At 71.9% G+C, this 14629-nt stretch carries 13 protein-coding genes; 4 read left to right on the plus strand and 9 right to left on the minus strand.

What is annotated here, in order from left to right; genetic code table 11:
• Window positions 1-262: 262 nt before the first annotated feature.
• From ACSMXR_RS19175 to ACSMXR_RS19195, 5 genes are all read right to left on the minus strand, one after another.
• Window positions 263-1672 carry a cytochrome P450 family protein gene (locus ACSMXR_RS19175; protein ID WP_137229739.1) on the minus strand — a complete coding sequence of 470 codons (1410 nt, stop codon included), beginning with the start codon at window positions 1670-1672 and terminating at the stop codon, window positions 263-265.
• Window positions 1673-1777: 105 nt separating this feature from the next.
• Window positions 1778-2368, minus strand: coding sequence for a GTP-binding protein (locus ACSMXR_RS19180; RefSeq protein ID WP_137229741.1), 591 nt, complete (start codon window positions 2366-2368; stop codon window positions 1778-1780).
• On the minus strand, window positions 2343-2717 hold the full coding sequence (locus tag ACSMXR_RS19185) for a DUF742 domain-containing protein (protein ID WP_137229743.1): 375 nt from the start codon (window positions 2715-2717) through the stop codon (window positions 2343-2345). Before ACSMXR_RS19185 ends, ACSMXR_RS19180 begins: the two co-directional genes overlap by 26 nt.
• A complete protein-coding gene (locus ACSMXR_RS19190; RefSeq protein WP_030075680.1) occupies window positions 2714-3118 on the minus strand; it encodes a roadblock/LC7 domain-containing protein in 405 nt (134 codons plus the stop codon). The genes ACSMXR_RS19185 and ACSMXR_RS19190 overlap by 4 nt, the downstream gene beginning before the upstream one ends.
• The gene (locus ACSMXR_RS19195) at window positions 3115-4353 is read right to left on the minus strand and encodes an ATP-binding protein (RefSeq protein WP_137229744.1); all 1239 of its coding nucleotides are present in this window, start codon (window positions 4351-4353) and stop codon (window positions 3115-3117) included. Before ACSMXR_RS19195 ends, ACSMXR_RS19190 begins: the two co-directional genes overlap by 4 nt.
• A 475-nt stretch (window positions 4354-4828) precedes the next feature.
• Between ACSMXR_RS19195 and ACSMXR_RS19200 the strand changes: the two genes are divergently transcribed.
• The 4 genes from ACSMXR_RS19200 (at window position 4829) to ACSMXR_RS19215 (ending at window position 7786) form a co-directional block, all read left to right on the plus strand.
• Window positions 4829-5479 (plus strand): response regulator, encoded by a 651-nt coding sequence (locus ACSMXR_RS19200; protein WP_137229746.1) that lies wholly within the window; start codon window positions 4829-4831, stop codon window positions 5477-5479.
• Window positions 5476-6672, plus strand: a complete 1197-nt coding sequence (locus tag ACSMXR_RS19205) for a sensor histidine kinase (protein WP_381907287.1) — start codon at window positions 5476-5478, stop codon at window positions 6670-6672. Before ACSMXR_RS19200 ends, ACSMXR_RS19205 begins: the two co-directional genes overlap by 4 nt.
• 262 nt (window positions 6673-6934) lie before the next feature.
• On the plus strand, window positions 6935-7570 hold the full coding sequence (locus tag ACSMXR_RS19210; protein WP_137229748.1) for a helix-turn-helix transcriptional regulator: 636 nt from the start codon (window positions 6935-6937) through the stop codon (window positions 7568-7570).
• 30 nt (window positions 7571-7600) lie between these two features.
• Window positions 7601-7786, plus strand: coding sequence for a hypothetical protein (locus ACSMXR_RS19215; RefSeq protein ID WP_230543432.1), 186 nt, complete (start codon window positions 7601-7603; stop codon window positions 7784-7786).
• A gap of 90 nt (window positions 7787-7876) precedes the next feature.
• Here the strand turns inward: ACSMXR_RS19215 and ACSMXR_RS19220 are convergent, their stop codons facing one another.
• Genes ACSMXR_RS19220 through lanM form a run of 4 tightly spaced genes read right to left on the minus strand, consistent with a single transcriptional unit; the run spans window position 7877 to window position 14577 of the window.
• Window positions 7877-8761, minus strand: coding sequence for an ABC transporter permease (locus ACSMXR_RS19220; RefSeq protein WP_473169496.1), 885 nt, complete (start codon window positions 8759-8761; stop codon window positions 7877-7879).
• The gene (locus ACSMXR_RS19225; RefSeq protein WP_137229752.1) at window positions 8758-9516 is read right to left on the minus strand and encodes an ABC transporter ATP-binding protein; all 759 of its coding nucleotides are present in this window, start codon (window positions 9514-9516) and stop codon (window positions 8758-8760) included. Before ACSMXR_RS19225 ends, ACSMXR_RS19220 begins: the two co-directional genes overlap by 4 nt.
• Window positions 9517-9535: 19 nt before the next feature.
• Window positions 9536-11701, minus strand: coding sequence for a peptidase domain-containing ABC transporter (locus ACSMXR_RS19230; protein ID WP_473169497.1), 2166 nt, complete (start codon window positions 11699-11701; stop codon window positions 9536-9538).
• Window positions 11701-14577 carry a type 2 lanthipeptide synthetase LanM gene (lanM, locus tag ACSMXR_RS19235; RefSeq protein WP_473169498.1) on the minus strand — a complete coding sequence of 959 codons (2877 nt, stop codon included), beginning with the start codon at window positions 14575-14577 and terminating at the stop codon, window positions 11701-11703. Before lanM ends, ACSMXR_RS19230 begins: the two co-directional genes overlap by 1 nt.
• Between the last annotated feature and the right edge of the window lie 52 nt (window positions 14578-14629).

A 14629-nucleotide genomic window follows, 5' to 3' on the forward strand; every position in this document is an offset into this window, starting at 1 on the left:
AGCTCCGCGAGTATCCCGTACGGATCGGCCTGTCCTTCGGGTGTATTGAGCCGGCGGAGCAGCCCGATGACCGCGCGCCGACCGTCCGGGGTCCTGCCCTTACCACCCGTGATGCTCACGCAGAGTTCCTCGACCTAGGCCCATGGTTACCGCCCTGAACCTACCCCTCCGGATATCTGCGCCAAGCATCGATCTTTGTTGCCCCCGTCACATGCAATCGTCACAAATGCCCGTTGTCATATGCGAATTGTCGGGCCGTGAGTCATACGCGGAACACGTCGAGGAACGAACTCCACCAGCCCTTCTGCTTCTTGCCGGCATCCGCTTCGTGACGGTGCGTCACAGGCGGTGCGGCGGGGGCGTTCCGGAACGGGTCGGGCAGCTGGGCCGAGGTCTGCGCCGGGGGCTGCACCCCGGCGCCCGTACGCCGCGCGGCCGTCGGGGTGAACCGTACGGGCAGCGCGACCAGCGCCCGGTGGAAGGGGCCCGGCCGCCAGGCCACACCCGAGGCGGGCACGGCCAGCGCGAGGTCCGGGACGGTGTTGAGGATCTTCTCGATCGCGGTCAGCGCGATCAGCGTCGCGGGCGACTTGGCCGGGCACACGTGCGGGCCCGCGCCCCAGGCCAGATGGGCGCCCTTGCTCAGGGTCTGACGGGCGTCGGTGAGCCCCGGGTCGCTGTTCGCGGCGGCGAAGCTGATCAGGACCGGGGTCTCCGCCTTCAGCACCACCCCGTCCAGCTCGATGTCCCGTACCGGGTAGTGCGTGGCGTAGTTGGCGATCGGCGGGTTGTTCCACAGGACGTCGTCCAGCGCGTCCTCGACGAGCATCCCCGAACCGCGCCGCTCGGGCGCGCCCGGCTGCTCACCGGCGAGCATCAGCAGCAGCGCGTTGCCGATCAGATTGCGCTCCGGCTCCACGCCCGCGCCCATCAGCATGACCAGCTGGTCCTTCAGCTCCTCGTCCCGCAGCCCCGCCGGGTGCTGGATCAGCCAGGAGGTGATGTCCTCGCCGGGCTGGCGGCGCTTGATCGCGACCAGCTCCATCAGGCACTCGGTCAGCTCGGCGTTGGCGCGGAGCACGTCCTCGCCGTCGAAGATGGCCGACATCGAGCGGGTCAGCCGGTCGCCGATGTCGCCGGGGCAGCCGAAGAGCTGGTTGAACAGCAGCAGCGGCAGGAGCTTGGCGTACTCGTTGAGCAGATCGGCGGTGCCGCGCTCGATGAACTGGTCGATCAGATAGTCGGCGATCCGCTCGACGTCCCGGCTGAGCCGGCTGCTGTTGAGCCGGGCCAGCGACTCGGTGACCGCCTTGCGCAGCCGCAGGTGCTCCGCGCCGTCGGTGAACAGGCAGTTGGGCCGGTAGATCATCATCGGCAGCACCGGGCTGTCCATCGGTACGGCGCCCTCGCGCAGCGCGGCCCAGCGCCGCGAGTCCCGGGCGAACAGCGCCGGGTTCTGCAGCACCCGCAGCGCCGCCTCGTGCTGCACGATCAGCGTGGCGTCCACGCCGGGGGCCAGCTCGATGGGCGCGGCGGGGCCGTGGGTGCGTGCCGCGTCGTAGAAGCGGTGCGGATCGGCGGCGAACTCCGGTCCGTACAGCGACGTCTGCTGCTGATGCATGGGGCACCCGGCGGGGGCGCTGTACGGGGTGGCTCCCGGCGACGGGTCCATGTCGGCTTCCTCGGTGTGATCGCGGGACCCGGTCGGCCCCGGCTTCGGTATACGTTTCTGGTGCGGCGGGCCGCGTGGATCGGGCCGTGTGTGCCGCCGTGCGGGTCAGGCCGCGTGCGAGAGCAGGTGGCGGACCAGGGTGATCAGCGCCTGCGCGGAGGAATTCTGGTCCCGGGCGTCGCAGAAGACGACCGGGGTGTCCGGCAGCAGGTCGAGCGCCTCGCGCAGTTCGTTCTCGGCGTGCTGGGAGTATGGGTCGAAGCTGTTGACGGCGACCGCGTACTCCAGTCCGTACGTCTCGACGAGGTCGATGACGGGGAACGTGTCGGCGAGCCGCGCCGGGTCGACCAGAAGCAGCGCGCCCAGCGAGCCGCGCGCCATGTCCTCCCACAGCTCCACGAACCGCTGCTGGCCCGGCGTGCCGAACAGATACAGCACCAATTCGTCGCTGAGGGTGAGCCGTCCGAAGTCCAGGGCGACCGTGGTCGTCTTCTTGTCGGGGGCGCCGCGCAGATCGTCGACCTGGGCCGCGGCCTGGGTCATCCGCTCCTCGGTGCGCAGCGGGGTGATCTCGGACAGTGTGCCGATCAGCGTCGTCTTCCCCACCGCGAAGTGCCCGACGACGAGGATCTTCGCCGCGCGCTGCACCGCGTCCGGCACATAGATGCTCTCAGCCGAACCGGACTTGGAGTCCATGCAACACCTCTTCGAGGATCTTCCTGTCAACGAGCTGGGCCGGTGGCGGCGCCTTCCGGCGCAGCAGGTGTCCCTGCTGGTTTAAGTCCTGGAGCAGCAGACGGGCCACCCCGACCGGCAGGCCGAGGTGGCCGGCCACCTCGGCCACGGACAGATAGCCGCCGGAGCACAGCTCCCAGATCGCCCTGACCTCGGGGCTGGGGTTCGGCGGCGGCTGGCTCTCGGGGGCGAGGGTGACCAGCGTGACCAGCGAGAGGTCTTCCGCGTCGGGCAGCCCCCGTCCGCCGGTGATGACATAGGACCGGACGAACCCGCTGCTGACCTGCTGCTCCTCGCCCGGCGCGGTCATATCTCGCTGTCCGCGTGTCGGCGGGGAGGTGTGGTCATCGCCTTCCCCAGCGCGGTGACCTGCTGCTGCATCCGGAAGGACATCGCCTCCATGTCCACGTCGGCGGCGGCGGTGGCGGCGAGATAGGCGCCGGTGCCGGCGGCGATCAGGAAGATCCAGCCGTCCTCGTACTCCAGGAGCGTCTGCCGCCAGTGGCCCGGGTCGCGGGTGCCGATGAAGGGGGCGACGGCTCGGCTGAGGGACTGCATGGAGCTCATGGCCGCGGCGACGGTCTCCGCGTCGTCCCGGCCGATCTCGCTGGAGTTGGCGAGCAGGAGGCCGTCGGCGGACACCAGGATCGCGTGCCGGGCGCCGGGCACCTGGAGCAGGTCGTTGAGCACCCAGGACAGATCGGGGTTCACTGGAACTCGGGTCCTTCCGTCGTCGTCGTATCGCGTCCGGACCGGGTTCCGCGCTGGAACGCGCCGAGTCGGGAGGCGGTCTCCTCGTTGCTGCGCACGGGCTGCGGTTCGGCCGAGGGCACCGCGGAGACCGGGCTCTTGCGACGACGCTTCGGCAGCCCCCCGGCGGTGGTGGTGATCTGGGCCAGCGGCTGGGTCGCGGTGTCCGGCTGGGGGGCGGGCGGGAAGAGCGGGGTGGGCGCCGGGGCGGGGGCGGCCTGCCGGTGGTCCACCCGCTGCGGCTGCGGAGCGATGGCTTCGGGCGCTTCCACGGGGGCCGCGGCGGGCGGCGCCTCGGTGGTGAGCAGTTCGTCGGGGATCAGGACCACCGCGCGTACGCCTCCATAGGGGGAAACGGAGTCCACCGAGACCCGGAAGCCGTAGCGGGCGGCGAGCATCCCGGAGACGGCGAACCCGAACTGCGGCGGAATACCGAGGCTGGAGACGCTGATCGCGGCCTGGGGGGAGAGGAGGGCCGCCGCGCGGTCCTTCTCCTCCTGGCCCATGCCGAGACCGGCGTCGTCGACGATGAGGCAGACACCCGTCGGCACGGCCTGGATGTTGATCTCGACCGGGGTGCCGGGGGCGGAGTAGTTCGTGGCGTTGGCCAGCAGCTCGGCGAGGACCACGGCGACGGGCTCCACGGCCCGGCTGACCACCGAGAAGTTCACCTGGCCGTTGACCCGGACCCGGTCGAAGTGCCGGATCCGGCCCTGGGCGCTGCGGGCCACGTCGAAGACGGAGGCCACGGTCTCGCGCCGGCCGAGCCAGCCGCCGCAGAGCACGGCGATGCCCTGGGCGCGCCGGCCGAACTGGCTGTTGGCGTGGTCCATGGCCATCAGGTCGGAGAGGATCCCGGGATCGTCGCCGTACTTGCGCTGGGCCTTCTCGATCACGACCTGCTGCTCGTCGGCGAGGCCCTGGAGGGTACGGACGGCGGCCTTGAGGACCGCCTTGGTCTCCTCCTCGGCGTCCTTGCGGACCTCCGCGAGTTCGGCGGACTGACGCTGCAGCAGGCCGTTGTGGACGACGTGGAGTTCGTCCCGTTGGCGCAGGAGCGCGTCGCGCTCACCGCGCAGATCGGTGTTGTGTCTGCGCAGCTTGACGTTGGTCGCGCGAGCCCGCAGAACGGCACCCACGGCGACCAGTGCTACGACAACCAGCGCCCAGATGACGGGGCCCTGTGGAAATGTCATGAGACTCACTTCAAGTGCCATGGCGGAAACGGCTTGACACCCCGTCATGCGGCACGCAGCCAGGGCTCGTTCGCCACGACCGTGCGCCGCTTCGGGAGGTGCCCCTCCGAAGGTGGGGCCGAGGAATTCATTCCTCCCGGAATGCCCCCATACGCCATCAGCCCACTGGAAGTAAGATGATCTTATCACCGGCCGCACGCCGAAATGTCAAGGCCGCCACGCCAGTTGCCACTCGACGCAGGATGTTCACATTGAGGAGACCTGGCGGACGGCGTCCCGGTGCCGCCGGTACGGCCGGCGGGGTCCGGCGGGACCCGGTGGGCGCAGTCGGCGGGTGCGGTCGGCAGGTGTGGTCGGCAGGACCCTCCGAAGGTACGGAATTCAACGTTCCGCTTCTTGTCCGGCGCCCCTGGAACCCGCCCCGCTCCTGCCGTACCCTTCGGTGATTCCTGGTCGGCAGGTGAAGGGGCGCATCGTGATTCGGGTTGCCGTCGTGGACGACGAGCAGCTGGTCCGGTCCGGGCTGAAATTGATCTTGGGCACTGCTCCGGACATCGAGGTGGTCGCCTGCTGCGACGGGGCCGACGCCGTCGACCGCGTACGGGAGGCGCGCCCCGATGTCCTGCTGCTGGACATCCGGATGCCCGAGGTCGACGGGCTGACCGTGCTGCGGCAGGTGGGCGCGCTGACGGCGCCGCCCGCCGTGGCGATGCTGACCACCTTCGACGCGGGCCGGCACATCGACGACGCGCTGCGCTCGGGGGCGGTCGGTTTACTGATGAAGAACACGGCCCCGGAACAGCTCGTCCACGCGGTCCGCGTGCTGGCCGCCGGCGGCCGGATCCTGGCGCCCGAGGCGGTCGGCCCGGTGATCGAGGGCTATCTCGCCGCGGGCCGGGACACCGGAGCGGCCGACCGCACCGGGGCCCTGACCGGCCGCGAGGGCCAGGTGCTGGCGCTGGTCGGCGCGGGCCTGTCCAACCGGGAGATCGCCCGTGAGCTGCGGCTGTCCCACGGCACGGTCAAGGACCACGTCAGCTCGGTGCTGTCCAAGCTGGGCGGGGTCAATCGGGTCCAGGCGGCGGTGCTCGCGGACCGGGCCGGTCTGATCGACGGGGCGTTGTGAAGCGCCTCCGCCCCCGCATACCGCCGCGCCTCTCCCGTCCTCGTCTCTCCGGCCCGCGTCTCTTCGGTCCGCTTCTGCGCCCGGGCTCCCGCCGGGCGCGGGCCGTCGGCCGTGCCGCCGTGCCGGTCGGGATCGCCGTGGTCGACGGCCTCCTCGTCAACGGCTTCGGCCCCGGACCCGGCCTCTGGATCGCGCTCGTCGCGGCGGGCGCGCTGGTGCTGCGCCGCCGCTGCCCCGAGGTGGCGCTGCTCGTCGGACTGCCCGGGATGTACGTCGGCCAGCTGGCGTTCGCCCCGCTGATCGCGCTGTACTGCCTCGCCGACCGCCGCCGCAGTGTGGCCGTCGGAGCTGTGGGGGCCGCCGCCGTCGCCCTGGCGCAGTTCCTGCCGTACCCGGTCACCGGCCTGCGGGAGCTCGCGGTGGACCGGGAGACCCTGATCATGGCGATGGACTCCTGCGTCCTGGCCGTCGGGGCGCTGGTCCTGGGGCGTACGGCCCGGGTGCGCCGTGAGCGGCAGCGGGAGCTGGCGGAGGGCCGGGAGCGCGAGCACCGGCTCCTCGCCGAGAAGACCCTGTCCACCGAGCGGGCCTGGCTGGCGCGCGAGATGCACGACGTCGTCGCCCACCAGGTCAGCCTCATCAGCCTCCAGGCCGGGGCGCTCCAGGTCGGCGAACCGGACGCCGCCACCGTACGGTCGACCGCCGGGGTCGTCCGCGAGCTCTCGGTGAAGACCCTCACCGAGCTCCAGCACATGGTGGGCGTCCTGCGCGCGGCCGGTGTCGCCGCGCCCGGCCTCGACCCGCAGCCCCGGCTCACCGACCTGCCCGCCCTGGTCCGCGACTGCGGTCTGCGCGTCACGCTCGCCACCCCGGACAGCCCCGGCCACTGGTCCCAGGCGGCGGAGCGGGCCGCCTACCGCACGGTCCAGGAAGCCCTCACCAACGTGCGCAAGCACGCCCCCGGCGCCGAGGTGGACATCCGGGTCCAGCCGCTGGACGGCGGACTGCGGGTCGACGTCCGCAACACCGCCGCCGACGGCTCCACCGCACCCCTCGGCCTGCCCGGCGGCGGTCACGGTCTGATCGGTCTGCGAGAGCGGGCGCATCTGCTCGACGGCACCTTCGACGCCGGGCCCGAGCCGGACGGCGGATTCCGGATCCAGGCCGTGTTCCCGTCCCGGCAGACTTTCTGAGGGAGTGTCCGCACCCGGCGGATCCGTCTTTCCGGTCCTTCTTCAGGAGGAGATCCACAACCCCTGACCCCGCCGAACGGCGGGGGGCGCACCCGTCGAATGGCCGGATAATTCGGACCCACCTCCCTTAAGTGTATTGCTGCTTGCTGTCATTTCCCTTGGAAAGATAGGATCGCTGCGCGCCTTGACCAGCGCACGCCGTGCGGGGGCCGTCGTGACGGATCCGCCCTGCCGGCGGCCGTACGGGGGAAGTAGGGCAGAAATGGCAGATGACTGTATAGCCGTAGGGCTGATGGTCGCCAGATTGTCGTTGCGGCGAAGACTCACCAGGCTCTTCGCCCATCGTGGATGGAACGCCGTCGCGTGCGAGGGGGCCGGGGGGCTCCTTTCGTCCGACGTCCCGTCCGACGTCCTGGTCGTCGATATCGACCGGCTCGACGAGATACGGGGTGCCGCGCCGGTCGTGGCGCTGACCTACGGCTCGGAGATACGCCATCTCGGAGCGGTGAAAGCCGACGTCCGGGCGGTCGTGGACCGCGACGACCTGGACGAGGCCTTCCTGGAGGCCGTGCAGGAGGTCGCCGCCGGGCACGGGTGGATCTCACCCACGCTGGTGCGCCCGCTGCTGCGCGGGCAGCCGTCCGCACCGGCGGGGGCCGTCCGGCCGACCGCCGTACCCGGGCAGCCGCACCGGCCGGGGCGGCCGCACGATCCGGCCCTGACGGCACGGGAGTACGAAGTGGTCTCCCTGGTGTCGAAGGGAATGAACAACAGCGAGATCGCCGGTGCCCTCTATATCGCGGAGAGCACCGTGAAGTTCCATATGTCGAACATTCTGCAGAAGACCGGATTCCGTAACCGCGGTCAGCTCGTGGCGCGTATGCCGGTTGCCGGCTGAACCGGCAGCACAAACATGGAGGAGACCGTCATGGGAAAGAAGAAGGAAGCCCTTCGCTGGGCGCCGGTGGCCATTCTGCTGGTGCTCGCGCTGATCGCGCCGCTGTTCGGGGACAATCCGACCGGCGTCGTGATTCCGCTTCTGCTCGCGGTGATGCTCGCGGGCGTCAATGTCACGATGCAGAAGAAGGAGCGCTCCGCCCGCGGGGCCGAGTGATCCGGACGGGGGAGCACCACGGATGAATGCCGGGGCCGCCGCACCTGACCAGTGCGGCGGCCCCGGCATACGTCGCTCATGACGTCCCGGTCACGACGCCTCGTACCGGGTGAAGCGCACCGCGCCCACCGCCCCGATCGCCACCGCGTACAGGGCGAGGACCAGGAAGCCGAGGCCCTGCGAGCCGCCGTCGGCCTCCGCCGCGGCCGTCATGATCGTGCCGCCGGCCGCCAGGTCGCCCGCCCCGCCGGGGAGCAGGTTGCCCAGCTCCGCGTCGCCGAGCGAGGAGGCGAGGATCCGCAGCGTCGGCTCCAGGAACTGCGTCACCAGCAGGATGCCGACGATCGCCGCCACCTGGTTGCGCACCAGCGCGCCCACGCCGACGCCGATCGCGCCCCACAGGGTCATCACCACGATGCTGCCGCCCAGCGCGCCGAGCACCGGGCCGTCCGTGAGGTACGCCGGCTTCCCGTGGCCCGAGAGCAGCGCCGCCGCCACCAGGGCGCCGGAGACCACCGCCACCGTGCCGTACACGAACGCCGTGCCCAGCCCGACCAGGAGCTTGGCGCCGTAGACCCGGGCCCGGCGCGGCTCGGCCAGCAGCGTCGCGGAGATCGTGCGCGCGTGGTACTCCTGCGTCACCGCGATCACGCCGATGGCCAGCGGGAAGACGTACGCGAGCGCCACCGCCAGGTTGTACGCCGGTACGGCGTCGCCCGCCGCGCCGAAACTCAAGGGGCTGCGCGGGGCGTTGAGACCGCCGAAGACGATCAGCGCGGTGAAGCCGGCGCTGCACAGCACGACCGCGAGCAGCAGGATCCACCACAGCCGGGTCGTGGTCAGCTTCAGCACCTCGGACCGCAGGAGGGCGGCCGTGGAGACCGCGCCGGATGCGGTGGCCGCGCTCGCGCCCCGGCCCGTCCGCGCCACCGTGCCCATGCCTGTACCCGCACCCGTACTTGTGCTCGTGCTCATGCCCGTACTCCGTTCCCGGCCCGTGTCAGCCGCAGGAAGGCCGACTCCAGGCGCTCGCCCGGCTCCAGCAGACCGTCGAGAGGACCGCTGCTCAGCAGCCGCCCGTGATGCATCAGCAGGACGTCGTCCACCGTCTGCTCCAGCTCGCCGAGCAGATGGCTGGAGAGCAGCACGGTCCGGCCCGAGGCCGCGAAGTCCCGCAGGAACTCCCGTAGCCACAGCATCCCTTCGGGATCCAGGCCGTTGGCCGGCTCGTCCAGGACCAGCAGCTCCGGATCGCCCAGCAGGGCCGAGGCCAGCGACAGGCGCTGCTTCATGCCGGTCGAGTACCCGGCGACCGGCCGGTCCGCCGCTCCGGACAGGCCGACGTCCGCCAGCAGTTGGTCGACCCGCTCCGGACCGCACCCGGCGGCCGGGGCGTAACAGCGCAGATGGCCCCGGCCCGTGCGGCGGCCGACGAACGCCCCGCCGTCCAGGCCGACGCCGATCCGCCGGGTGGGGGCGGCGAGTTCGGCGTACGGGCGGCCCCACAGCAGCGCGCTGCCGCCGGTCGGGTGGATCAGCCCGAGGATCATGCGCAGGGTCGTCGTCTTGCCCGCGCCGTTGGGGCCGAGGAAGCCGGTGACCCGGCCGGGCCGTACGTCGAAGGAGACTCCGTCGACGGCTCTCGTGCCCTTGAACTCCTTCCGGAGATCCCGGACCGAGATCACCTGCTGTTGCTCTGCGTCCCGTGCGTCCTGTGTGTGTTGTGCCATGCGTCGGCTCCTCCTTCTCCTATCGGACCGTGTTCAGGTCGACCTGGGAGCGGACCAGGTCCCGGTACGGGCCGGGCTCGGTGATCAGCTCTTCGTGGCGGCCGGTCTGGACGACCCGGCCGTGCTCCAGCACCACCACGAGATCGGCGTTCACGATGGTCGACAGCCGGTGGGCGATGATGATCCGCGTGCACTCCAGCCGGTCCAGCGCGGCGGCGATCCGGGACTCGGTGACGGTGTCCAGCGCGCTGGTCGCCTCGTCGAGCACGAGGACGCGGGGCCTGCGGGCGAGCGCGCGGGCGAGCGCGACCCGCTGGCGCTGGCCGCCGGAGAGGCTGCCGCCCATCTCGCGCACCGGCGTGTGGTAGCCCAGCGGCATCGCCGCGATGTCGTCGTGCACATGCGCCTGGCGCGCGGCGTCGACGACCGCCTCCATCGTGGCGTCCGGCACCCCGAAGCGGATGTTGTCCGCGATGCTGCGGTTGCTGAGGACGATGTCCTGCGGGACGTACGCGGCGCTCCGGTAGAACGCGTCGGCGTCGATCTCGCGGATCGACACCCCGTCGTAGAGGACGTCACCGGACCGGATCGGGTACAGCCCCATGAGGAGCTTGCCCAGCGTGCTCTTGCCCGAGCCCGAACTGCCCACGATCGCGACCCGTTCGCCGGGCCGGATGTCGAACGAGACGTCCGCCAGGGCCGGGGTGCGGGAGCCGGGGTAGGAGAAGCCGACGTTCCGCAGCCGCACCGCACCGCGCACGGCGATCTGCCGGTCGCCGAACGCCCCCGGGTCCTCGGGCTGGTGGAGGATGTCGCCGACCCGGGCCACCTGCGCGTTCGCCGTGATCAGCTGGGTGAACGCGCCGGACAGCGACATCACCATGCCCAGGCTCGTCGCGGTCAGCGTCTGCGCCGCCACCGCCGAACCGAGGTCCAGCGAACCGTTCAGCACCAGCCACAGCCCCACCGCCAGCACCAGCAGCGGCCCGAACACCTGGAACACCGCGTAACCACTGGTCGCCACGCCCTGGAGGACGATCCGCCGGCGGGTCTGTTCCATCCCGGCCGCGTAGACCTGTCGCCAGTCCTGGAAGAACGTGCCGGTCATCCCGGAGACCTTCAGCGTCTCGATCGAGGACAGCGCCTCCATCTGGAGCGACGAGGACTTCGTCGTCTCGCTGATCTCCCGCTCGGTGATCCGCCGGATCGGCCGGTACGTCGCCACGGCCACCGCGAGCATGGTCAGGAAGACCGCGAACGCCGTCGCACCGAGGGTGAACGAGCGGTAGAACATATAGCTGAAGATCGCGATCAGGCTGCCGAGGTCGAGCAGCACGACCGACAGCTGGCTGGAGATCATGTCCCGTACGGACGTGATGCTGGAGAGCCGGTAGAACAGCTCACCCTGCGAGCGGTTGGCGAAGTACTTGTAGGGCAGCTCCAGCAGCCGCCGGAACGTCTTCCCCATCATCGCTTCGCCGAGGCTCCGGATCACGGACGCCAGCGCCACGGTTCTGAGCAGCGAGAGCAGGAAGAACACCGCCATCGGGGCGGTGAACGCCACCAGGACGAGGGCGATCGGGGCCTTCTCCAGATAGCCCGCGTAGTCGTTGACCGCGTACTGGGTGGCGATCGGCATGAAGATGGTGAAGGAGTACAGCACCAGCGACATCAGGAACGCCTGGATCAGCGGCTTGCGCGCACCGGTCAGCGAGCGCAGGAACTCCCGCCAGACGCTGGGCTCGCGGTGCCGCTCGGGACGGTGGTCCGGCGTCGGTACGGCTTCGAGCGCGAGGCCCGAGTAGTGCTCGGCGAACTCCTCCGCCGGGTAGGTGCGCCGGCCGCCGCCCGGGTCGACGACGGTCACCCGGTGCTCGTCGATCTCCTCGACGACCACGACATGGCTGTCGTCCCAGTACGCGATCAGCGGCAGTCGCAGCTGACCGAGCCGCTGCACCCCGGCCCGGAAGGCCCGCACCTCGAAGCCCCGGCCGCGCAGGATGGCCGCGATCTGCTTGATGGTGAGGCCGTCGCGCCCCACCTCGTGCTCCCGGCGCAGCCCGGCCACCGAATCGCGGGAGCCGTACGCCGAGAGGATCATCGCGATGCAGCACAGACCGCACTCGGCCTGGGCGAACTGCTGGACCTCGCGGACCCGTCGGACCCTGCGCATACGCCATGCCATCAGCGGCCTCCGAGGCAGCGGGGAAGGCCGGTTCCGGGGTGGTCGAGCATCGCCTGGGCGGCGAACCAGCCGGAGAGGCCGAGGAAGTAGGACGGCAGAAGGGGTTCGGTGCCGATCCCGCAGGACCAGCCGCCGTCGCCGTACCGGTCGAGGAACGCGGTGCGCAGCGCGGCGGCCGCGTCGCGCAGGCCGGGGCGGTGGAGCAGGTCCGCCAGATGGCACAGGACCGCGATCCGGCCGGCGAGACCGTGGCAGAGGCTGAGGTCGGGGGCGATCGCGGTGTCCTGCACGGCGCCGGTGGGCTCCAGTACGCGGTCGATCTCCGGGGCCACGGCTTCCGCGACCCGGCCGGCCGGTTCGCCGAGGGCCGTGAGCAGGGCGGCGTGCGCGTACGCGAGGCCCGCGTACCCCTTGCACCAGCCGCCGTTGCCCGTTCCGTCCCCCCGGTCGCGCAGCCCCGCGTCCTGCCAGCGGTGGCGGCCGTACGCCTCGGCGAACCGCTCCAGATGGGCGCGGGCGCCGCTGTCCCCGTCGAGGCCCGCCGCGACCATCGCGGACAGGGCGGTGATCCGGCCGAACCTGCCGTGGGCCAGGCCGAGTTCCTCGCCGTCCCGGTGTGCGGCCGGGTCGCCGTCCACCGTGACGAGGCGGCGCAGCAGCCGCTCGGTCCCGGCCCCGGTGACCTCGGTCGCGCCGTGCCCGGTGTGGGCGGCGAGGTGGACGAGGTAGCCGCCGTAGCCGTTGAGGTGGTCGAAGTCGGCGGCGGAGAGGCGGTCGACGTCGAACGGGCCGTCGACCGGCCGGAATCGGACGGCATCGGCACCGGAAGGGAAGCGTGCGTCGGGCGAGGTCAGCCGCCGGATCTCCCAGTCGGTCACCAGGTCGGAGAGCACGCCGGTGAACGGCGACATCGACAGCGGTGTTCCGTCGAGCACGGCCGGCCGGCTGTGCACGGCCGAGGCGCAGACCCGCTCCAGGTCTACGCCGAGCGGGGAGACTCCGGTGCGGGCCGCGCTCTGCGCGAGGTGCAGCAGCAGCCCGCCGCCGTCGTACAGCGTGGCGTCGACGCCGCCGAGGCGCAGCCCGTCGCCCCGGAGGCGGGGCGTCAGCCAGGTCGGGGCGTCCGCCCCGCCGACGACGAGGTCGCGGAGCAGGGCGTGCCAGCCGGCCGGGTCGGCGAGGTGGACGGGCGCGGCGGCCGGGGCGGGTCCGGCGGGGGCGGGCTCCCGGCGCTCCCACACGTCGTCGGCGGAACCGGCCAGGGCGTAGCGGAGGTAGAGCGGGTCGCGGTCGGCGGGCCGGTCGAAGAACGACCGTACGGCGGCGAGCGCGGACTCGCGGGGCGTGAGCCGCGCGGCGCTGCGGATCTCCTCGTCGAAGTCGCCGCGCAGCAGCCCGGAGTCGCAGTCCACGGTGAAGAACGGCACATCGAGGTCGAGCAGGGCCGCGACCTCCTCCCGGTGGACCGCGTCGGCCGATTCGGCGGCGGTGCCCCGGTAGTGGCGCGGCAGCTTGCCGAGCAGCTCGGCCCGGTCCTGCCGGCTGCCCAGGTGCACGGGGTGCGTGGAGGCTTCCAGGAAGCGGGCGTAGATGTAGGTCGGGCGGACGACCTGGCGCACGGCCCAGTCGGCGGAGTCCCGTACGGCGGCCTCGACGGCGTCGTGGTGGGCGGCGAGCAGCGTGCGGGCCTCGCGGAATCCGGCGACGAGCTCGTCCGTCCAGCGGCGCGGGTCCAGCGGCTCGCCCGCCACGGTGGCCATGTTGGCGCCGTGCTCGACGACGACCTGGCTGCGGTCGAAGCGGATGTCGTCGGTGCCCGCGTCCACGACCAGGTACGACTGGAGGTGCTCGGACGCCCCCGGCCGCACGCAGCCGATCCCGGAGATGTCGACGTCCAGCTTGGCCCCGGCGTAACGGGCCGGGAAGAGCAGGGTGTTGAGCACCGAACGCTCGATGTCGAGGTTGAGCGAGGCGGCGGCGGGCGCCGAACGTGCCTGGCCCGGGGCGATGTTGGGCAGTGACACCAGGGTCTCGGTGTCGATGACGACCGGGCCGTCCGGGGTGGCGATGATGTTCTCGTGGTGCAGGTCGGTGGCGCCCAGCATCGACAGGAGCGCGGCGGACCGGCCGAAGCGGCGGAAGTAGCGGGCGCTGTGCTCCGCCGTCCCGTCCAGGTCGGCGTGGACCACGAACTCCTGCCAGACGTGGGCGGGCCGGACGAGCGTCCGGGGGTGCAGCGGGCCGAAGAACGAGCCGTCCGCGTCGAGGAGCGTGCGCAGGGAGGTCAGCAGCTGCTGGCAGTTGTCCTGCTGCGGCTTGTACACGGCCCGTGAGCCGTCGTCCCGGACCACCAGGCAGACGGTCCGCCCGCCCCGGTGGGCGTCGCCCAGGCCCGGGGTGACGGAGACGATCCGGCCGGGCCCGCCGAGCAGCGCGTCCAGCTCCGCGCGGTCCGCGACGGCGGCGTGCAGCACATCGGCCACCGTCCGCGCGGTGCGGGCGGTGGCGAGGCGCAGCAGCCGGTCCAGCTCGGGGAAGCGGTCGAGCACCGCCTCGCGGCCGGGGGCCTGGGCGAGGCGGGCGTGGAACGCCTCGTACCCGGTGTCCTGGGCGCGGAAGGAGGCGATGAGGGTGCGGACGCCGGTCTCCACGCAGAGGCCCATGAGCGAGCGGAGCGCGGACTCGGCGACACCGGCGAGGTCGGCGAGACCTGCCTGGTCGCCGGTCGTGTCCGGGCTCTGGAGGGCGGCGGCGAGCCCGGCGATGCGCTGCGCGCCGTCCCGCAGATACGGCGCGTAGAACGCGCCGAAGACGTCTGACCTCTCGTCGGTGATGCGCTGCACCAGGTCGTCGAGGAACGCGTCGCTCAGTTGCACTCGTGGACTCTCTTGCCGTCGTCGAAGGTGGGAGGGTGGGGACGGGCGCCCC

It is taken from the genome of Streptomyces sp. DSM 106670, from assembly GCF_055792845.1.